At 65.8% G+C, this 18,530-nt stretch carries 18 protein-coding genes; 8 read left to right on the top strand and 10 right to left on the bottom strand.

Features of this window, described 5'->3' with window-relative positions; translation table 11 throughout:
- Positions 1-24 precede the first annotated feature (24 nt).
- On the top strand, positions 25-915 hold the full coding sequence (locus ACVW17_RS35155; RefSeq protein WP_456798567.1) for an aldose 1-epimerase family protein: 891 nt from the start codon (positions 25-27) through the stop codon (positions 913-915).
- Between the two features lie 23 nt (positions 916-938).
- Here the strand turns inward: ACVW17_RS35155 and ACVW17_RS35150 are convergent, their stop codons facing one another.
- Together ACVW17_RS35150 and ACVW17_RS35145 are read right to left on the bottom strand one after the other, a co-directional pair.
- Complete coding sequence (locus tag ACVW17_RS35150; protein WP_456799008.1) at positions 939-1,181, bottom strand: hypothetical protein; 243 nt, start codon at positions 1,179-1,181, stop codon at positions 939-941.
- Between the two features lie 76 nt (positions 1,182-1,257).
- On the bottom strand, positions 1,258-1,992 hold the full coding sequence (locus tag ACVW17_RS35145; RefSeq protein ID WP_456756161.1) for an SDR family NAD(P)-dependent oxidoreductase: 735 nt from the start codon (positions 1,990-1,992) through the stop codon (positions 1,258-1,260).
- Between the two features lie 200 nt (positions 1,993-2,192).
- Here ACVW17_RS35145 and ACVW17_RS35140 point away from each other — a divergent pair, with 200 nt between their 5' ends.
- From ACVW17_RS35140 to ACVW17_RS35130, 3 genes are all read left to right on the top strand, one after another.
- The gene (locus ACVW17_RS35140) at positions 2,193-2,606 is read left to right on the top strand and encodes a DUF3830 family protein (protein ID WP_021077459.1); all 414 of its coding nucleotides are present in this window, start codon (positions 2,193-2,195) and stop codon (positions 2,604-2,606) included.
- Position 2,607: 1 nt separating this feature from the next.
- Entirely contained in the window at positions 2,608-3,546 is a 939-nt protein-coding gene (gene puuE / locus ACVW17_RS35135; RefSeq protein WP_456798566.1) for an allantoinase PuuE, read from the top strand.
- A 152-nt stretch (positions 3,547-3,698) separates the two neighbouring features.
- Complete coding sequence (locus tag ACVW17_RS35130) at positions 3,699-4,841, top strand: mechanosensitive ion channel family protein (RefSeq protein ID WP_456798565.1); 1,143 nt, start codon at positions 3,699-3,701, stop codon at positions 4,839-4,841.
- Between the two features lie 13 nt (positions 4,842-4,854).
- Here ACVW17_RS35130 and ACVW17_RS35125 read toward each other — a convergent pair whose 3' ends face one another.
- The 5 genes from ACVW17_RS35125 to ACVW17_RS35105 are packed head-to-tail and all read right to left on the bottom strand — an operon-like array spanning position 4,855 to position 10,236.
- On the bottom strand, positions 4,855-6,396 hold the full coding sequence (locus ACVW17_RS35125) for an ABC transporter ATP-binding protein (protein ID WP_456798564.1): 1,542 nt from the start codon (positions 6,394-6,396) through the stop codon (positions 4,855-4,857).
- Entirely contained in the window at positions 6,393-7,076 is a 684-nt protein-coding gene (biuH, locus tag ACVW17_RS35120; RefSeq protein ID WP_456798563.1) for a biuret amidohydrolase, read from the bottom strand. The genes ACVW17_RS35125 and biuH overlap by 4 nt, the downstream gene beginning before the upstream one ends.
- Before the next feature lie 16 nt (positions 7,077-7,092).
- Positions 7,093-8,019 (bottom strand): ABC transporter permease, encoded by a 927-nt coding sequence (locus ACVW17_RS35115; RefSeq protein WP_050631205.1) that lies wholly within the window; start codon positions 8,017-8,019, stop codon positions 7,093-7,095.
- A gap of 1 nt (position 8,020) precedes the next feature.
- Entirely contained in the window at positions 8,021-9,130 is a 1,110-nt protein-coding gene (locus ACVW17_RS35110) for an ABC transporter permease (RefSeq protein WP_456798562.1), read from the bottom strand.
- Positions 9,127-10,236: a BMP family ABC transporter substrate-binding protein gene (locus ACVW17_RS35105; protein WP_456756155.1), complete on the bottom strand. Its 1,110-nt coding sequence runs from the start codon at positions 10,234-10,236 to the stop codon at positions 9,127-9,129. Before ACVW17_RS35105 ends, ACVW17_RS35110 begins: the two co-directional genes overlap by 4 nt.
- Positions 10,237-10,607: 371 nt before the next feature.
- Between ACVW17_RS35105 and ACVW17_RS35100 the strand changes: the two genes are divergently transcribed.
- Positions 10,608-11,879: an allantoate amidohydrolase gene (locus ACVW17_RS35100; RefSeq protein ID WP_456798561.1), complete on the top strand. Its 1,272-nt coding sequence runs from the start codon at positions 10,608-10,610 to the stop codon at positions 11,877-11,879.
- Positions 11,880-12,042: 163 nt separating this feature from the next.
- Here ACVW17_RS35100 and ACVW17_RS35095 read toward each other — a convergent pair whose 3' ends face one another.
- The gene (locus ACVW17_RS35095; RefSeq protein WP_456756347.1) at positions 12,043-13,374 is read right to left on the bottom strand and encodes an IS1182 family transposase; all 1,332 of its coding nucleotides are present in this window, start codon (positions 13,372-13,374) and stop codon (positions 12,043-12,045) included.
- A 331-nt stretch (positions 13,375-13,705) separates the two neighbouring features.
- On the opposite strand from ACVW17_RS35095, the gene ACVW17_RS35090 reads away from it, so the two are divergent.
- Together ACVW17_RS35090 and ACVW17_RS35085 are read left to right on the top strand one after the other, a co-directional pair.
- On the top strand, positions 13,706-14,944 hold the full coding sequence (locus ACVW17_RS35090) for an ATP-binding protein (RefSeq protein ID WP_456798560.1): 1,239 nt from the start codon (positions 13,706-13,708) through the stop codon (positions 14,942-14,944).
- 142 nt (positions 14,945-15,086) lie between these two features.
- Positions 15,087-15,308, top strand: coding sequence for a hypothetical protein (locus tag ACVW17_RS35085; RefSeq protein WP_456756152.1), 222 nt, complete (start codon positions 15,087-15,089; stop codon positions 15,306-15,308).
- On the opposite strand, the gene ACVW17_RS35080 is transcribed toward ACVW17_RS35085, so the two are convergent.
- Positions 15,256-16,227 (bottom strand): LysR substrate-binding domain-containing protein, encoded by a 972-nt coding sequence (locus ACVW17_RS35080; protein ID WP_456798559.1) that lies wholly within the window; start codon positions 16,225-16,227, stop codon positions 15,256-15,258. The two genes, ACVW17_RS35085 and ACVW17_RS35080, sit on opposite strands and share 53 nt — an antisense overlap.
- Before the next feature lie 86 nt (positions 16,228-16,313).
- On the opposite strand from ACVW17_RS35080, the gene ACVW17_RS35075 reads away from it, so the two are divergent.
- Positions 16,314-17,366: a YeiH family protein gene (locus tag ACVW17_RS35075; RefSeq protein ID WP_456798558.1), complete on the top strand. Its 1,053-nt coding sequence runs from the start codon at positions 16,314-16,316 to the stop codon at positions 17,364-17,366.
- A 13-nt stretch (positions 17,367-17,379) separates the two neighbouring features.
- Here the strand turns inward: ACVW17_RS35075 and ACVW17_RS35070 are convergent, their stop codons facing one another.
- Positions 17,380-18,393: a formamidase gene (locus ACVW17_RS35070; RefSeq protein ID WP_456798557.1), complete on the bottom strand. Its 1,014-nt coding sequence runs from the start codon at positions 18,391-18,393 to the stop codon at positions 17,380-17,382.
- Positions 18,394-18,530: the final 137 nt, after the last annotated feature.

Genomic DNA, 18,530 nt, shown 5'->3' with positions numbered 1-18,530 from the left:
ACAGCGAACCCGGCGAGGCGAGGCATGAGCGACAGTCACACCCTGCGCGGCGAGGGAATCGCCGTGACCATTCAGGCCGAGGGCGCCGAACTGTCGTCGCTGAGGAATGCCGAAGGGACGGAGCTGTTGTGGCAGGCCGGCCCGCAATGGCCGCGCCATGCGCCGATCCTGTTCCCGATCGTCGGCCGGTTGAAGAACGACACGCTGCGTCACAACGGCAAGACCTATCCGATGACGCAGCACGGCTTTGCGCGGGACTGCCGCTTTGCCTGGGTGGAGCAGGGAGCTCGGTCGTGCAAGCTCGCGCTGTCAGACGATGCCCAGACGCGGGCGCGCTACCCTTTCACGTTCCGGCTGGAGGTCACCTACACGGTCGACGGCGCCGATCTCGACGTCGCCTTCGACATCATCAACACCGACGACGAGGTGCTGCCGGCCTCGCTCGGCGGTCATCCCGCCTTCAACTGGCCGCTGGTGCCGGGGCTGCCGAAGGAGGCTTACACATTGACCTTCGGCAAGGCCGAACCCGCGCCGATCCGACGGTTGAAGGATGGATTGATGCGGCGGCAGCCTGAACCCAATCCGGTCAAGGGCAGAACGCTTGCGCTGTCGGAGGAGTTGTTCGATGACGACGCGATGATCTTCGATCAGGTCGCAAGTCCGTCGATCGTCTTCGCGGCGACACGAGGTCCCGCAGCAGCCACCCAGGGCCCGGCGGTGGAAATGTCATGGCGTGGCTTTCGCGAACTCGGCATCTGGTCGAAACCCGGCGGTGCACCGTTCCTGTGCATCGAGCCGTGGCATGGTTTTGCTAGTCCAGTGGAGTTCGACGGCGAGTTCGCCGACAAGCCCGGCCTGATGCATATCGCGCCGGGCGCCCGTCAGTCGCTCGGCTATCGCATTCGCGTGAACTGATCGGCAATAAACTGTGCCGCAACTCAATGCGCGCGGCTGCCGAGCGCGTTGGTGAGTGCGCCGACGGACGGCGGGTTTTCGTGCGCCCAGGCCTCGTGCGCGGCGAGATCGCGATAGTGCTCGGCCATCCGCAGCAGCCGCTCGCGGATGGCGCTATCTTCCTCGCCGTCGGCCTGGTCGGCGAGCTGCGCGGCGCGTTCGAGAAGCGTTTTCGGATCGATCACGACGGGCTCCAAATCCGGTTTCGCCTGGCGGATAACGGTCACAGCCAAGCACAGTTCCTGCCATGGTTTGATGACAGCTGTGCCGAACCGATCGATGCCGTCGGACTGCGTTGGAACCCTAGTTGAACGCCATGCCGCCGCTCATCGCGATGGTCTGCCCGGTCATATAGGGATTGTTGACCAAGAGCATCACCGCCTGCGCGACTTCCTCGGCGGTACCGAAGCGGCCGATCGGTATCCGGCTGACGAGGCCGCTCTGTCCCTTCATCATGTCAGTCTCGATCAGCGACGGCGCGACGGCGTTGACGGTGATGCCTTCCTTGACCAGGCGCGCGGCATAGCCGCGGGTCATGCCCTCCATCGCCGCCTTGGACGCGTTGTAGTGCGGCCCAATCGCGCCGGCGCCACGCGCCGCGCCGGAGGAGATGTTGACGATGCGGCCCCACGTCCGGGTGCGCATCATCGGCAGCACCGCTTGCGTGCAGAGGAACGCCGATTTGAGATTGACTGCGATGGTGCGGTCGAAATCCTCTTCGGTGAGGTCGTCGACACCCTTGACGATCGCAATGCCGGCATTGTTGACGAGGATGTCGATCGGGCCGAGCTCGGACTTGGCGCGCTCGACCAGCCTCGCGACGGCGGCTGCGTCCGAGACGTCGGCGGCGACCGCGACGGCCCGGCCGCCCGCGGCAATGATGCCCTTCGCCAGCGTCTCCGCCTCGGCCGAGCGCTCGCGGTAATTGATCGCGACGGCGGCGCCGGCCTCCGCCAGCATCTTGACGATGGCCGCACCGATGCCGCGCGAACCGCCGGTCACCAGCGCCACATGTCCGTGCAGACTGTTGGTCGTCATTGGCCGTCCTCCTGTGCGCGTGCGGTCAGGTTCGCAAAGCGGGCGGCGCGGCGCAACGCAGCCCTGCTCAAATCTGCGTTGCGGCAGCCGCCCTTGCGGCCAAAAAACCGGCGTCCCGGGCCGGAATCGGCCTTGCGTCCGGCGCGGGCGGGCGGCAATGGTTGGGACGTCACTCCTTCCCGCCTACCCACGAGAGCCCGATGAGCAAACTGATTGTCCGCGCCGGCGATTTCACCTTTGACGCCCGTTTCGAGGAACAGCTCGCGCCGAAGACGGTCGCCGCGTTCCGCAAGGCGATGCCGTTCGAGAGCCAGGCGATCCATGTGCGCTGGAGCGGCGAGGGCGTCTGGATGCCGCTCGGCGATCTCGATTTCGGCGTCTCCTACGAGAACCACACCAGCTATCCGGCGCCGGGCCAGATCATCCTCTATCCCGGCGGCATCAGCGAGACCGAGATCCTGCTCGCCTATGGCGGCGTGCACTTCGCCAGCAAGATGGGCCAGCTCGCCGGCAATCATTTCATCACGCTGACCTCGGGGCTGGAGAACCTCACCGCCTTCGGCAAGACCGTGCTGTGGAAGGGCGCGCAGAACATCCGCTTCGAGGAAATCTGATGTGACCGAGGCCCGCTATCCGCGCGACCTCCGCGGCTACGGCCGCAATCCGCCCGATCCGAAATGGCCCGACGCCGCGCGCATCGCGGTGCAGTTCGTGGTCAATTTCGAGGAGGGCGGCGAGAACAACATCCTGCACGGCGATCGGGCCTCGGAAGCGTTTCTGTCCGACGTGCTGGGCGCACAGCCCTGGGTCGGCCAGCGCCACGCCAACATCGAGACCATGTTCGAATATGGCTCACGCGCCGGCTTCTGGCGGCTGTGGCGGGTGTTCACCGAGCGGAAGCTGCCTGTGACCGTGTTCGGCGTCGCGATGGCGCTGAAGCGCAATCCGGATGTTGTCGCCGCGATGCAGGAGGCGGGCTGGGATATCGCCAGCCACAGCCTGCGCTGGGTCGAACACAAGGACATGTCGGAGGACGAGGAGCGTGCGGAGATCGCGCGCGCGATTGCCGTGCACACCGAGGCGACCGGCGCGCGGCCGCTCGGCTGGTACACCGGCCGCTCCTCGATCAACACGCTGCGGCTTCTGATGGAAGCGGGCGGCCTGCGCTATCTCTGCGATTCCTATGCCGACGATCTGCCGTACTGGATCAAGGCTGATAGCACCGAGCCGCATCTCGTGATCCCCTACACGCTCGATGCCAATGACATGCGCTTCATCAATCCGCAGGGTTTTGGCGGCGGCGACGAGTTCTACACCTATCTGAAGGACAGTTTTGACGTGCTCTACGCCGAGGGCGCCACGCGGCCTGCAATGATGTCGGTCGGCCTGCATTGCCGCGTCGTCGGCCGCCCCGGCCGCGCCGCTGCGCTGATGCGCTTCCTCGATTACATCCAGAAGCACGAGCACGTCTGGGTGCCGACCCGGCTTCAGATCGCCGAGCATTGGCACGCCAATCTGAAGCATCTCGCCGCGGACGCGTTCGAGATCGCCTAGTGGTTCCACTACCGTCGACGTGACGAGGGTAGAGCATCTCGCGCATCCGGGCTGCGCGAGATGAATTGCTGCGTTGCGTCAGAGGCAGCAGCCATCTCGATTGCCGTGCGTTAGCGCCGCATCCGCGTGGGGAACGAGAGCGTCAAGGTTCCATGGAAGACATCGTCGGCAGGGTGGAGCGCCTCTTCGACTGGGTGCCACAATGGGTTGTCGGTCTTGGCCTTGTTGCGGGCGCAATCTTGCTTGCGCTCGTAGCCCATTCGATCGCGCTGCATCTGCTCTGCCGCATTCTGAACACGAGGTATCCGGTCGCCACCGTGATGCTCAACCGGACGGCGGGCCCGACGCGATTGGCGGCGTGCCTGGCCGCGGTCGCTCTCGTGCTTCCGCTGGCGCCGCTCAACGATCTGCTGCGTCAGGCGCTCAGTCACTTCTTCGGCGTCGCGGTGATCGCGCTGGTGGCCTGGATCTCGATCAGGGTCGTCGACATGGCGTCGGCCAGGTACCTGGACCGCTTTCGCCTCGAGGTCGCCGAGAATTTCCTGGCGCGCAAGCACGTCACCCAGGTTCGTGTCTTCAAGCGGGTCACTGACACCCTGATCATCATCATCGCGGTCTCGACCGCGCTGATGACATTCGATTCCGTCCGGCAATATGGCGTCAGCCTGTTCGCCTCTGCGGGCGCCGCCGGCGTGATCGTCGGCCTTGCGGCGAGGCCGCTGCTCAGCAATCTGATTGCCGGCGTGCAGATCGCCGTCACCCAGCCGATCCGGATCGAGGACGCCGTCATCATCGAGAACGAGTGGGGCTGGGTCGAGGACATCGCCTCGACCTATGTCGTGATCCGGCTGTGGGACTGGCGGCGCATGGTGGTGCCGCTGTCCTACTTCATCGAGCGACCGTTCCAGAACTGGACGCGCGACGCGCAGTCGCTGATCGGAGCGATCATTCTGCACGTGGACTACAGCGCGGACGTGCCGCGGATCAGGAAGCGGCTGGAGCAGATCGCGAAGGAGTCGCGGCTCTGGGACGGCGCGGTGGTCAATCTGCAGGTGATCGACACCCACCCACGCACCATCGAGCTGCGCGCGCTGGTCAGCGCGCGGAATGCGCCGCAATCCTGGGATCTGCGCTGCGAGATCCGCGAGAAGCTGCTGGCCTATATCCGCGACGAGATGCCGGAGGCGTTGCCGCGCGATCGCGCGATCCTCGCGCCTGCCGTCGACGATTTCGGCCGGGCGTTCCTGCGCGGCGCGCCTGCACGGCAGCGCGCAGCGCCGCCGTCGCGCAATTAGTCCGCGGCTTGCCTTAATGGCCGGCCATGTGCCGGCCGATCTCGGTGAGATCGGCCTCGCTGGCACGGGCCTCGTGCACGAACGCGCCATGGAACATCACGACCAGCCGGTCCGACAGTTCCAGCAGCTCGTCGAGGTCTTCGCTGACCAAGAGCACCGCCGCGCCACGGTTGCGGGCGGCCATGATCTCGGCGTGGATCTGCGCCACTGCCGCGAAATCGAGCCCGAAGCACGGATTGGCGGCGATCAGCACCTCGACGTCGCCCGAGAGCTCGCGCGCCAGCACCGCGCGCTGCACATTGCCGCCGGACAGCGCCGCGATCGGCGTCTCCGGCGTGCGGGTCTTGATCTTGTAGCGGTTGATCTTACGGGTCGCGTCGTCGCGGAACGCCGAGCGGTTCAGCCACCAGCCGCCGCGCGCGAACGGGGCGCGGTCGAATTCGCGGAACGCGATGTTGTCGGCGACGCTCATGCCGCCGACGCAGGCGTTCTTCAGCGGCTCTTCCGGCAGCAGCGACATCCGGTGGCGGCGCATCTCCTCGCGGCTTGCGGAATATGCTTCGCCCTGGACGCGGATCACGCCGCTCTCGGCCTCGCGCTGACCGGCCAGCACCTCGACGAGCTGGCGCTGGCCGTTGCCGGAGACGCCGGCGATGCCGACGATCTCGCCGCTCTTCACCGTCAGCGACACGCCGTGCACGGCAATCGCGCCGGCGTCATCGAGCGCGGTGAGCTTGTCGAGCTCGAGCCTGGCCGCGCCGGTCTCGCCGGTCTCGCCGGTGCGCGGCGGCTGCACGGTCAGCTGCTCGGCGCCGATCATGGTGCGCGCCATTTCGTCGGGCGTCAGCTCCGAGACCTTGCCGGTGCCGGCGAGCTTGCCGCGGCGCAGGATGGTCACCTCGTCGGCGAACGCCATCACCTCGCGGAACTTGTGCGTGATCATCAGGATTGTCAGTTCGCCCGCGACCACCATGGCGCGCAGCATGCCGAGCACCTCGTCGGCTTCGCCTGGTGTCAGCACCGAGGTCGGCTCGTCCAGGATCAGGAAGCGGCGCTTCAGATAGAGCTGCTTGAGGATCTCGCCCTTCTGCCGCTCGCCGGCGGAGATGTCGGAGACCTTGGCATCGAGCGGCACCTTGAACGGCATCCGCGCCAGGAACGCTTCGAGCGCGGTCTTCTCCTTGCGCCAGTCGAGCACGGCGGGCACGTCGTCGCGCGCCAGCACCAAATTCTCGGCAACCGTCATCGCCGGCACCAGGGTAAAATGCTGATAGACCATGCCGAGCCCGAGCGCATGCGCATCCCTGGGATTGGCGATCGCCTGCTGGCGGCCGCCGACCAGGATGTCGCCTTCGGTGGCGTGGTAATAGCCCATGATGCATTTGACGAGCGTGCTCTTGCCGGCGCCGTTCTCGCCGAGCAAAGCGTGGAACGAGCCGGGGCGTACCTTGAGCTCGACATTGTCGAGCGCCGTGAAGTCGCCGAACCGCATCGTCACGGATATGGCGTCGACGCCGAACGCGCCTGAGGGTGCGGGCGGCTCGCCGATGATCACGACAGCGCCCCGATCAGGTCGGCGGATCTCGTCACCGCGCCGAACACGCCGCCCTGCATCTTGATCATCTTCAGCGCGTGGTCGTGGTTGCTCCTGTCGGTGGCGCCGCAGCAATCCTCGACCAGCACGCATTCGAAGCCGCGGTCGTTGGCCTCGCGCATCGTGGTGTGGACGCAGACATCGGTGGTGATGCCGGTCAGCACGATGTTCTCGATGCCGCGCAGCCGCAGCATCAGCTCCAGATCGGTGGCGCAGAACGAGCCTTTGCCCGGCTTGTCGATGATCGGTTCGCCGGGCAGCGGCGCCAGATCGGGGATGATGTCCCAGCCGGGCTCGCCGCGCACCAGGATGCGGCCGCAGGGGCCGGGATCACCGATGCCGGCGCCGATCTGGCGCGAGCGCCAGCGCTTGTTGGCGGGCAGGTCGGCGAGGTCAGGCCGGTGGCCTTCGCGGGTGTGGATGATATGGAAACCCTGCGCCCGCATCACCGCGAGCAGCTTCTTGATCGGCTCGATCGGCGCCCGGGTGAGCGAGAGATCGTAGCCCATCTTGTCGACATAGCCGCCGACGCCGCAGAAATCGGTCTGCATGTCGATGATGATGAGCGCCGTGTTCTCCGGCCGCAGATCGCCGTTATAAGGCCAGGCATAGGGTTCGGATTTGACATAGCGCTCGGGCATGTTGAACTCACTAGTTCTATCGGGTGATCGACAATTCGGCCGGCGCGCCGGTCAGCGTGCGCTTCGGCGAGCAGGTGATGATCATGATCGCCAAGGTCAGGATGTAGGGCGCGGCGTTGAACAGATGATAGCCGGAGGTGATGCCGACCGATTGCAGCGCCGGCCCGAGCGCTGCGGCGCCGCCGAAGGCGAGCGAGGCCCACAGGCACAGCATCGGGTCCCAGCGCGCGAAGATCACCAGCGCCACGGCGGTGATGCCTTGGCCTGACGAGAGGCCCTCGTTCCAGCTGCCGGGATAGAACAGCGACAGGAACGAGCCGCCGATGCCGGCGAGGAAGCCGCCGACCATGGTGGCGCGCAACCTTATCAGCAGCACGGAATGGCCCATCGCGCGCGCCGCATCCGCGCTCTCGCCGGCGGTGCGGATCAACAGGCCCCACCGCGTGGTCCTGAACGCCCAATAGAGCAGCGGCGCGATCGCGACGCCGATCAGGAACAGCACGTTGATGCGCAGCGCCGCGCGGAGCTGCGGCACGTCGCTCCACCAGCCGAAATCGATCGCCGGCAGCCTCGCCGCCGTCGGCTCGATCAGCGGCTTGCCGAGGAAGAAGGCGAGACCCGTCCCGAGCAGCATCAGCGCGATGCCGACCGCGATGTCGTTGACGCGCGGCAAGGAGCAGATGCCGGCATGCAGCGCACCGAACAGCGCGCCGGTGATCCCTGCGGCGAGCACGCCGAGCCACGGCGAGCCGGACAGGTAGGAGATGCCGTAGGCGCTCATCGCGCCCATCACCAGCGTGCCTTCGAGGCCGAGATTGATGCGGCCAGATCGCTCGGTGATGCATTCGCCGAGGCTGACGAACAAAAACGGCGTCGAGACGCGGATGGCGCCGCCGAACACGGCGAGCGGAACGGTCCAGAGCCCGAGCGATGCATCGGCCATGTCAGGACTTTCCCTTCAAGAAACCGATCCGCCCGTAGAGCGCATCGCTTGCCAGCACGAACACGAAGATGATGCCTTGCAGTACCAGCACCGAGGCGTCGGGCAGACCGAGCCGCCGCTGCAACAGGCCGCCGGAGGCCGAGATGCCGCCGAGCAGGATCGCGACCGGAATGATCGCGAGCGGATTCTGCCGCGCCAGGAATGCGACCAGGATGCCGGTGAAGCCGTAGCCTGCGGCGAGGTTGGCGTTGGTGCGGCCCTGCACGGCCGCGACCTCGATCATGCCGGCAAGCCCGGCGCAGCTGCCGGCGAGGAAGCACACGGTCATGATCAGTTTGCCGACCGAAAGCCCGACGATCTTGGCGGCGCGGATGTTGCCGCCGGCCACCCGCGCGGCGAACCCGAAGGTGGTGTGATAGATCAGGATGTAGGCGGCAACGGCCGCGACGAGGCCGAACACCAGTCCCCAATGCACGTCGGTGCCGGGAATGCTGCCGATCATGTTGGCGGCGCCGATCTCGCGCGTCGACGGCTTGTTGAGGCTCGCCGGATCGCGCATCGGTCCCTCGACCAGATGGTTGAGGATCGCAAGCGCGATATAGACCAGCAGCAGGCTCGAGATCGTCTCGTTGACCCCGCGATACTGCCGCAGGCCGCCCGACAGCGCGATCCACAGCCCGCCGCCGATCATCCCGGCGATCACCATCGCGATCTGCACCACGATCGGCGCGGCGCCCTGCAGGGCCAGCGCCGCTGATGTCGCCGACAATGCGCCGATCAGCAGCGCGCCTTCGCCGCCGATGATCACCATGCCGAGCTGCGCCGGCAGCGCCGTGCACAGCGCGGTCAGGATCAAGGGCGCGGCGCGGGTCAGCGTATTCTGCCAGGAGAAGGCGGTGCCGAATGCGCCGTAATACATGTAGAAATAGAGATCGAGCGGGTTCTTGCCGTAGAGCGCAATGAAGCCGCCGAACACCGCGAGCGCGCCGATCAGCGCAGCAGCCGGGATCAGGATGTATTCGATGCTTGCGCCATGGCGCTGGAGGAATCCGGCATCGGCGGCCGGAGCAACGCCGGCCGCCTCCACCGATTCCGCCGCCTCGGTCGTCACGCGGTGGCTCCGATCACGCCCTCGACGAGATAGTCCATCTTCTCGAGTTCGGGATCCTGCTGGCCGCGATCGGTGCCGCCGGCAATCACGGTCTTGCCCTTGTTGTCGGCGATCGGACCCTTGAAGATCGTATACTCGCCCGATATGAACTTGGCCTTGACGTCGTCGGCATGCTTGCGCGCTTCCGCCGAGACCATCTCGCCATAGGGCGAGACCTTGACGATCTCTTCCTTCAGGCCGCCGCGATAGAAGTTCGGGATCGCTTCTCCAGCCACGATCATCTTGACGAATTTCGGATAGAGCGCTTCCCAATTCCATTCGGCTCCGGTGAGATAGGCTTTCGGCGCCAGCGGCGACTGGTTGACGTGATAGCCGCACACCATCGCGCCGCGGCGCGCGGCGTTCTCGACCATCGTCTTCGGTCCGTCGACGTGACAGGTCAGCACGTCGACGCCCTGGTCGATCAGGCTGTTGGTCGCCTCGGCCTCCTTGACCGGCATCGACCAGTCGCCGGTGAAGATCACCTGCGTGGTCGCCTTCGGATTGGCAAGCCGCGCGCCGAGCGTGAACGCGTTGATGTTGCGCAGCACCTGCGGGATCGGCTTGGCGGCGACGAAGCCGAGCTTGCCGCTCTTGGTCGAATAGCCGGCGACGATGCCGGAGATGTATTGCGCCTCGTCGATGTAGCCGAAATAGCTGCCGGCGTTCTTCGGGTCCTTCTCGGACCACAGGCCGCCGCAATGCTCGAAGTGCATCTTCGGAAACTTGGCCGCCATCTTGAGAACGTGCGGGTTGTAGTAGCCGAACGAGGTCGGAAACAGCAGCGAGGCGCCGTCGAGATTGATCATGGACTCGATCGTCTTCTCGACCGCATCGGTTTCCGGCACCTTTTCTTCCTCGACCACCTTGATGCCGGGCAGCTTCTTCAGCGCCGCCGCGCCTTGCGCGTGCGCCTGGTTGTAGCCGTAATCGTCGCGCGACCCGACATAGATGAAGCCGACCGTGGTTTCCGCCGCCGCCGCGCCGCGAACACCGAGCGTGCTGCCGAGCGCCAATGCCGCGCTTCCCTGCAATAAATGCCTTCGTGAAATCCTGCCAAAATCCATCGCCTGCTCCCTCCGGCGGGCCGGCCCGCCTGTCCTTGTCGCGGCCGCCGTAACGGCGACGCTTGACGGAATGTCGCAAGCTTCGTGCCAGAGCACGTTTGGTAATCATGGTTCCATAAGTAATTGAATATGAAAGAGAACGGATATTCACCTGCGGCTGCCTGCAAGCTGATCAAGATCGGATTGCCTATTTTGTGAGCGATCAATCGTTGTTGTATGCAATGCCGTTAAGCAGTCGCTAACCGGCCGGCGGCCGATGCGAGCCCGCTTGGCACCAGCTCACGGCGCACGATTTGCCGGCTGGTGAATCGGACTGGGCCTGCTACGAGTGAAGCGGGCTGCGGCGCCGGATTGGACTGATGGGAAACAGTATGAGCGAGACAAAACCGTCCTCGAAATCGTCCCCTCTTGGTGACGAGATCGTGGGCCGGATCAATCAGCTCGCGACAATCTCGGAAACGCCGGAGCATCTGGCGCGAATCTTCCTCACGCCCGAGCATCGCAAGGCGGCCGATCTCATCCTGTCCTGGATGCGCGAGGCCGGCATGCGCGCGCATCTCGATGCGATCGGCAATGTCTGCGGCCGCTACGAGGGCGAGCGGCCGGGCCTGCCGGCGCTGATGCTCGGCTCGCATTACGACACCGTGCGCGACGCCGGCCGGTGGGACGGCCCGCTCGGCGTCATCACCGCGATCGCCTGCGTCGCCGAGCTGAACCGGCGCGGCAAGCGGCTGCCGTTCGCGATCGAGATCGTGGGCTTCGCCGACGAGGAGGGCGTGCGCTTCGCCTCGACTTTGCTCGGCAGCCGCGCGGTGGCCGGCACCTTCGACGAGAGCGTGCTCAACACAAGCGATCGCGCCGGAACGACGATGCGCGATGCGCTGATCGCCTTCGGGCTCGACCCCGATCACATCGGCAGAGCGGCGCGCGCCCGCCGCGAATTGCTCGGCTATGTCGAGCTGCACATCGAGCAGGGCCCCGTGCTGGAGGAGAAGGCGCTGCCGGTCGGCGTCGTCAGCGCGATTTCAGGCGCGACGCGGCTCGCCGCCAGTCTCACTGGCATGGCCGGGCACGCCGGCACCGTGCCGATGCCGCTGCGGCGCGATGCGCTTGCGGGCGCGGCCGAATGCATCGTTGCGATCGAGCAATTCTGCAAGTCCGACGAACAGGGCCTGGTCGGCACCGTCGGCTACATCAATGCCATGCCCGGCGCCACCAATGTGATTCCGGGCAAGGTGTCGTTCACCATGGACATCCGCTCGCAGAGCGACATGCACCGCAAGCGTGCCGTCGCCGACATCGTGCGGCAGATCGAGGCGATCGCCAAGCGCCGCGAGCTCGCTCTGCAGATCGACATCACCCACGAGAACCGCAGCGTGCCCTGCGCGCCGTGGCTGAAAGCGCATATCGCCGAGGCGGTCGCCGCCGAGGGCCATGCCGTGTTCGAGCTGCCGAGCGGCGCCGGCCATGACGGGATGGCGATGGTCGACATCGCCGACATCGGCATGATCTTCGTGCGCTGCCGCGGCGGCATCAGCCACAATCCGGCGGAGCATGTCGAGCTCGCCGACGCCGACACCGGCGCGCGGGTGCTGCTGCGCGTGATCGAGAATTTCCGAGCGCACGGTGCCGTGAATAGCTGAAGCTGCGGCGCCGCGTTGGAATGCACCGCGAGCACATCGAGACGTCAAATCCAACACCGTCACCCTGAGAGCTTGTGACGGATTCGGCTCCTGCGGAGTTTTTGGCGGCTGTTCGTCGCAGCAATTGGCAGGTTTGAGTTCGAGTTCGGCGATGACCCGTTGTTTAGGCTCTGGAGAGGCGGTTGCCTTGCAGGATGTTGTTGACGAGGGCGTACCAGAGCACGACGGCACGGACCTTTTCGATGCCGCGCACGGTCAATTGCCGCAGGTCCCAATTGCGCCAGCGGGCATGGATGCACTCGCAGATCGACCGGGACCTGTATCGGGCCTTGCCCTCTTTGCTCGCCATTCGCGCACGCCAGGCCAACACCCCCGGACCGTCGCCGCGCCGCGGTAGATAGGGATCGGTACCGTGCTTGGATTGAGTGGGCGGACAAAAGATATCGATGCCCTCGGCATAGGCCCATTCGATGTCCTCGGCACTGCCAAAGCCGCCATCGACGAGATGGTCCTTGGGCAACCCTCCGGGCCGCGCACGCTGCCGCTCCAGCATGGGACGCATCAGGCCGCGATCGGATCCGATGTTGCAAATTCTGGTGTCGACGACGATCTGCTCGCCGGCCACGCTCGTCACCTGCACGTTGTAGGCGGGGCGGAAGCCGCCGTTCGCCATCTTCATGACCCGTGCATAGGCGTCCGTCGTGGAGGCCCGCGGCTCCTTCGGCGTCTTGCCGTTGCCGCGACTTTCTTCGCGCTCCTTGCGCTGCTGCTTGATCTCGGCGAGCGCCGTCTGCGCCGCCTTCACCCGCGCGCTGCGTTCCCGCGCGGCCCGCTCCTTGGCTGCCCGGGCACGCTTATTGCTGGCGTCCGAGCGTGTGTCGACCTCGCGCTTGAGGTCTTCCACCACGGCCTCAGCCTGCGCCAAATGCTTATCCAGCGTCGCCTCGCGCCGGAACGAGGCCGCCCCGGCGCTGGCCCGGACCCGCATGCCATCCTGCGCCAAGGTCTCCAGATCGACGAGACCGGCCTTTGCCAACGCTGCCAGATGCTCACTGAGCAGTCGGTCAAGCAGATCGGCGTTGCCGACCCGGAAGTCCGCCAGCAGGTGATAGTTCACCGACACCCCGCCGCACAGCCAGCGATAGGCATCGTGGCTCTCGCACAGCCGCTCCAACGCCCGCGCGCTGCCAACGCCTTCGCTGGCGGCATAGAGCCACAGCGCCAGCAAAAGCCGGGGCGAGGTCGCGGGGTGACCGGGACGATCGCCGCGAGCCTTGATCCGGTCCTCCAACTCACTCAGATCAAGCTCTTCGACATAAGACCAGATCAGCCGCACCGGATGGTCTTCCCCGATCAGGCTCTCAATATCAACCGCTCGCAGCGCAATCTGGTCGCGCTGGGGCTCACGCAGCCGCGGAGCGCCGGGCAAGCCCGCTTCGACTGATGGCTTCGCCTGCTCCGGCAGGTCCCCAAACAACTCATCGGCAGCCAACATCACCTCCCGCGAATCCATCATCGCCAGAGAATCACACCGCGCCGGCTTTCGGCTATAATGCTCGCTGAAACCCCAAAAAAATCACACCCTCTGAGGAGCGCGCCTTCGCGCGTCTCGAAGGGTCGACGGCCCGACTGTGGCCGTGCATCCTTCGAGGCTCGCTCCGCTCGCACCTCAGGATGACGGTCCAGATGGCGTTCCACCTTGCGTCAGCACGCCGCAGACCCGTGCCGAATCCGGACAGGTCAGACCGTCATTTCCGGCCCAGCTGCGGCTATTTGCGCCCCGGCCCTGAAGCGCTAGACTTGCCCCGATTGGGGAGGGGGAGGACATGCGGTCGTCCGTCGTCCAGGACGTTCAGTTCCCAAAGCAACCGGCGCTGCAGCTGATCTATGACACTGCACCGATCGGCCTTGCGTACCTCTCGCCCGATTGCCGTTACCTCCAGATCAATCAGCGCCTCACCGAGATCTGCGGCATCTCGGTCGAAGGTCATCTCGGACGCACGGTGCATGATTGCGTGCCTGCGCTGGCCACCGCGGTCGAAGACATCGTTCGCTCGATCATGGAGACCGGCGAACCCGTCACCGGCGTCGAGGTTTACGGCCAGCGCCCGGGCCACAATGACGAGCGCTGCTGGATCACGCACTGGCATCCGCAGCGCGGGGCGAACGGCAACATCGTCGGCGTCAACGTGGCGGCCGAAGAGATCACCGATCGCAAGCGCAGCGAGCGTGAGATCCGTGCCGCGCGCGATGCGGCCGAGAAGGCCTTGCATCATTTGCAGGAGACCCAGGCATCGCTGATCGAGGCGGAGAAGCTCGCGGCGCTCGGCCGGCTGGTGGCCGGCGTCGCGCACGAGATTAACAGCCCGGTCGGCACCAGCCTCACGGTCGCCTCGGTGCTGGAGCAGAAATGCGCGGACTTCGCTGCGGAAGCCGCGCGCGGCAAGCTGAAGCGCTCGACCCTGAGCGATTTCATCGAGGTCGTCGAAAGCGCGTCGTCGCTATTGGTCGGCAACCTCAAGCGCGCCGCGGATCTGGTGCAGTCATTCAAGCAGGTGGCCGTCGATCGCAGCTATTTCGACCGCAGCGCGTTCGATCTCGGCGAGGTGACCGAGCAGGTGCTTTCGAATCTGCGTCCGGTGCTGCCGAAGAACAACCTCGCACTCGCGGTCGATTGCCCGTCGGGTGTGGCGATGAACAGCTATCCCGGTCCCTGGGGGCAGGCACTGACCAATCTGTTCGTCAATGCGGTGGAGCATGCTTTTCCGGACGGCAAGGGCGGCACCATCACGATCCGGCTGCGCGCGTCAGGCGTGGACCGGGTGGAGATCCTGTTCGCCGACGATGGCTGCGGGATGGACCGCGACGTGCTGCGGCAGGCCTTCGACCCGTTCTTCACCACCCGCCGCGACATCGGCCGTATCGGGCTCGGCCTCCACATCGTGCACAACATCGTCACCAATCGGCTGGGCGGCGAGATCCATCTCGACAGCGCCCCGCGGATGGGGACCAGCGTGCGGATCACGCTGCCAAGGTTGGCGCCGCAGCGCGGGACCGATCATTGATAGGGGCCTGAGAAGGAAATCCTCCTCGGCCTCCGGCCCGGAAAACGTCCTTCCAAGGTACCGGCGCAAAAGGCATTCCACGACCCTTGCTTCCGCCCCCGTCGTCGCGACATTGTCACGGTAGTCCCTGATGGTCACGACGATGAGCCAATCCGCATTCGATCCCTTCGGTGAGCCGGTCCCCACGGTCGATTCGTCGGCCGCGAGCGAGGGCGTGTCGAAATGGCTGAAGACCGCGGGCACCAGCGTGTTCTGGGTGCTGGTGGTCGGCATCGTGCTGGCCCGCGCCGTCTATTTCGAGCCCGGCGTGTTCAGCTTCGAGCATGCCGTTGCCTGGGCGCAGGGTCTGTTCGCCGCGCTCTAGCCTCCGGCACCCGCGGTGCCGTCTTCGCAGTCGTCGTCTCCCGAATGATCCCCTCGAACGCGACCGCCGCCGGCACGTCGAGCCGGCCGGGCGATTTGAGCTGCCATAGCGTGCGTTCGATATGGACGCCCTTGATCGGGATCACCTTCAGCTTTCCGAGCTTCACCTGATCGTCGATGGTCGCGACCGATACGATGGCGACGCCGACGCCTGACGCCACCGCCTGCTTGATCGCCTCGGTGCTGCCGATTTCGAGCGTCCGTTGCGGCTCGACCCGGTGGGCGGCGAGCGCCTGCGCGACCACCTCGCGGGTGCCGGAGCCGGGCTCGCGCACGATCAGGATCTCGTCATTGAGGTGGCGGACATCGATTGGTCCCGTGGCGCTTGCGTAGCGGTGATCGGGCGCTGCGATCAAGACCATCGCGTCGGTGCGCCAGGCTGCGCTGGTCAGGGCCTCGTCCTCGACCGGCCCCTCGACCAGCGCGATCTCGATCTCATGCCCCAGCATCAACGCGGCGATATCAGAGGTGTTGGCGCTGACGACATGCAGGTCGATGCCGGGAAAGGCGCGGTGGAACACGCCGAGATATTGCGGGATCATGTAGGTCGCGATCGTGGTGCTGGCGCCGATCCGCAGCGAGCCGCTGTCGAGGTTGCGCAGCGCCTGCAACTCGTCCTCGGCGGCGCGCTCGGCCGCGAACAGCGTCTCGGCATGGCGGGCCAGCGCCGCGCCCTCGCGGGTCGGGCGCACGCCCTTCGGGGTGCGGTCGAGCAGCCGGCAGCCGACCTGCAGCTCGAAATCCCGCACTCCCTTGGAGATCGCCGGCTGGCTGATGTGCAGGAGGTCGGCTGCGCGGGAGAAACTTCCGGTTCTCGCCACGGCCGCGAACAGGCGGAGCAGGTGCAGGTTGAGGGACATAACTTCTCTCTATCGGGGCAGTCCGAAAAGATATTAGCCAAGAGACCCGCCCTGGCGCATAAAATCTTCTCCGAAAAGAGGATTTCGTGCCGGAACAACAACAAGACCAGGGCGAGAGGCCGGGGGCGCTGCGGCGCATTTTCCGGCTCATCCCCGGCATCCTGCTCTGCGGGGTGGTCACGATCATCTCGCTCGGCATCCAGGCCGCCGAGGAGCGCCTTTTCGACCATCCCTATATCGAGGCGCTGGTGGTCGCGATCCTGCTCGGGATGGCGGTGCGGACCCTCTGGGAGCCGTCGGAGCGCTGGCGCTCGGGCATCGCCTTCAGCGCCAAGCAGTTGCTCGAGGTCGCGGTGATGCTGCTCGGCGCCTCCATCAGCTTTGCCGCGATCGTGGCGTCGGGCGGGCTCTTGATCGGCGCCATCGCGGTGACCGTCGTGATCATGCTGGCGGTGAGCTATGGGCTGAGCCGGCTGCTCGGGCTGAAGACAAAGCTCGCGATCCTGATCGCCTGCGGCAATTCGATCTGCGGCAATTCCGCGATCGCGGCGGTGGCGCCGGTGATCGAGGCCGATGGCGACGACATCGCCTCATCGATCTCGTTCACTGCCATTCTCGGCGTGCTGATGGTGCTCGGCCTGCCGCTCCTGATTCCGCTGCTGCAGCTGACCGCGACGCAATACGGCATCCTCGCCGGGCTCACGGTCTATGCCGTGCCGCAGGTGCTGGCGGCGACCGTGCCGGCCGGCATCGTCTCGACCCAGATCGGCACGCTGGTGAAGCTGGTGCGGGTGTTAATGCTCGGCCCGATCGTGGTCGGCCTCTCGCTGCTCGTCGCGCGGCGGCGTAAGGGGGCTGCGAAAGCAGCCGCGATCAGCCCGTTCAAGCTGGTGCCCTGGTTCATCATCGGCTTCCTGGTGCTGGCCGCGCTGCGCTCGTTCCAGCTCGTGCCCGACATCGCGATCGCGCCGGTGACCAGGACGGCCGCGATCCTCACCGTGGTGTCGATGGCCGCCCTCGGGCTCGGCGTCGACGTGCGCGTGCTCTCCACCGTCGGTGGCCGGGTGACGGCCGCGGTCACGCTGTCGCTGCTGCTGCTGCTGGCCTTGAGCATCGGCCTCGTGCATTTCTTCAAGTAGCCAGCTGCGGCGGCTACTCGGCCGCCTTCGCGGTCTTGCCGAACATCCGTGTCGGTGCGGGGAAGCCGCAGGACGTGCCGTCGGTGATCTTGACCTGATCTTCCCAGGGCAGACGGAAGCGGCCCGACACCATGTCCTGCATGAAGGTGTAGGGGCAATCCATCGCGCCGCCTTTCACCGCGACATAGCCGCGGTGCCACAGCTGATAGATGTTGTTCTCGACGCCCCAGTTGATCCGCGCCTCGCGCACGAGGTCGGGCCGCACCTCGGCGGTGATGATCTCGTCGGCCCGTCCCGTGGTGCCGTGCGCGACGATGCTGCCGTCGAAATTGACGATCATGCCCTCGCCCATCGAGTCGAACGAGCCGTCCGAGCCGCACATGCAGACATTGGCGGTCACCATCAGGTTCTGGAACGCGTTGGCCTGGTTGGTGAAGCGCCAGCTGTCGCGGATCGGCGCGGTATAGCCCGCGGTGCGGATCATGATCTCGGCGCCCTTGTAGGCGCATTCGCGCGCCATTTCCGGGAACATGCCGTCGTGGCAGATGATCAGCGCGATCTTCGCGCCGTTCGGCCCGTCGATCACGGGAATCCCGACGTCGCCCGGCTCCCACGGCTCGACCGGAATCCAGGGATGGAATTTGCGGTAGTACAGCTTGATCTCGCCGTGATCGTCGATGATCAGCCCTGAATTGTAGGGATTGCCATGCGGGTTGAACTCCATGATGGAGAAACAGCCCCAGATCCTGTTGTCGATGCAGGCCTGTTTGAAGGCCGCGACTTCGGGGCCGTCGAGCCGGCACATGATCTCCGGATTGGTGTCCATCGAAAGCCCGTGCAGCGAATACTCGGGAAACACGACCAGGTCCATGGTGGCGAGATTGCGCCGTGCCTTGCCGACCATCCAGACGATGCGCTCGGTCTGCCGCGCCAGATCGGCCTTGGTCGCGACCACGGGCAGTTGCAGCTGCACCAGTCCGATCACCACGCCGTTGGGCGATTTGTTGAGGCCGCCAAGTCCATTCATGCCTGTCCTCCCGCTTGTTTGAAGCGTTGTCATTTCGCGAACATTCGTCGCCGCTCGTTCGGGCTCCCGGCCAGCTCTTAGCTAGCAACGATCATGCCAGCAGGATCAAGCGATGCGCAAATCAAGCGGATGAGAAC

This window comes from Bradyrhizobium sp. USDA 4473, from assembly GCF_054063335.1.
The sequence above is the reverse complement of the archived record's forward strand: the minus strand, read 5'-3'. Positions and strand labels throughout refer to the sequence as shown.

What these genes read in the sequence shown, in the direction of transcription:
- ACVW17_RS35155 (WP_456798567.1), top strand. Translation starts at nt 25, where the DNA reads ATGAGCGACAGTCACACCCTGCGCGGCGAGGGAATCGCCGTGACCATT.
- ACVW17_RS35145 (WP_456756161.1), bottom strand. Translation starts at nt 1,992, where the DNA reads ATGACGACCAACAGTCTGCACGGACATGTGGCGCTGGTGACCGGCGGT.
- ACVW17_RS35140 (WP_021077459.1), top strand. Translation starts at nt 2,193, where the DNA reads ATGAGCAAACTGATTGTCCGCGCCGGCGATTTCACCTTTGACGCCCGT.
- ACVW17_RS35130 (WP_456798565.1), top strand. Translation starts at nt 3,699, where the DNA reads ATGGAAGACATCGTCGGCAGGGTGGAGCGCCTCTTCGACTGGGTGCCA.
- biuH (WP_456798563.1), bottom strand. Translation starts at nt 7,076, where the DNA reads ATGCCCGAGCGCTATGTCAAATCCGAACCCTATGCCTGGCCTTATAAC.
- ACVW17_RS35115 (WP_050631205.1), bottom strand. Translation starts at nt 8,019, where the DNA reads ATGGCCGATGCATCGCTCGGGCTCTGGACCGTTCCGCTCGCCGTGTTC.
- ACVW17_RS35105 (WP_456756155.1), bottom strand. Translation starts at nt 10,236, where the DNA reads ATGGATTTTGGCAGGATTTCACGAAGGCATTTATTGCAGGGAAGCGCG.
- ACVW17_RS35100 (WP_456798561.1), top strand. Translation starts at nt 10,608, where the DNA reads ATGAGCGAGACAAAACCGTCCTCGAAATCGTCCCCTCTTGGTGACGAG.
- ACVW17_RS35095 (WP_456756347.1), bottom strand. Translation starts at nt 13,374, where the DNA reads ATGTTGGCTGCCGATGAGTTGTTTGGGGACCTGCCGGAGCAGGCGAAG.
- ACVW17_RS35090 (WP_456798560.1), top strand. Translation starts at nt 13,706, where the DNA reads ATGCGGTCGTCCGTCGTCCAGGACGTTCAGTTCCCAAAGCAACCGGCG.
- ACVW17_RS35085 (WP_456756152.1), top strand. Translation starts at nt 15,087, where the DNA reads ATGAGCCAATCCGCATTCGATCCCTTCGGTGAGCCGGTCCCCACGGTC.
- ACVW17_RS35080 (WP_456798559.1), bottom strand. Translation starts at nt 16,227, where the DNA reads ATGTCCCTCAACCTGCACCTGCTCCGCCTGTTCGCGGCCGTGGCGAGA.
- ACVW17_RS35070 (WP_456798557.1), bottom strand. Translation starts at nt 18,393, where the DNA reads ATGAATGGACTTGGCGGCCTCAACAAATCGCCCAACGGCGTGGTGATC.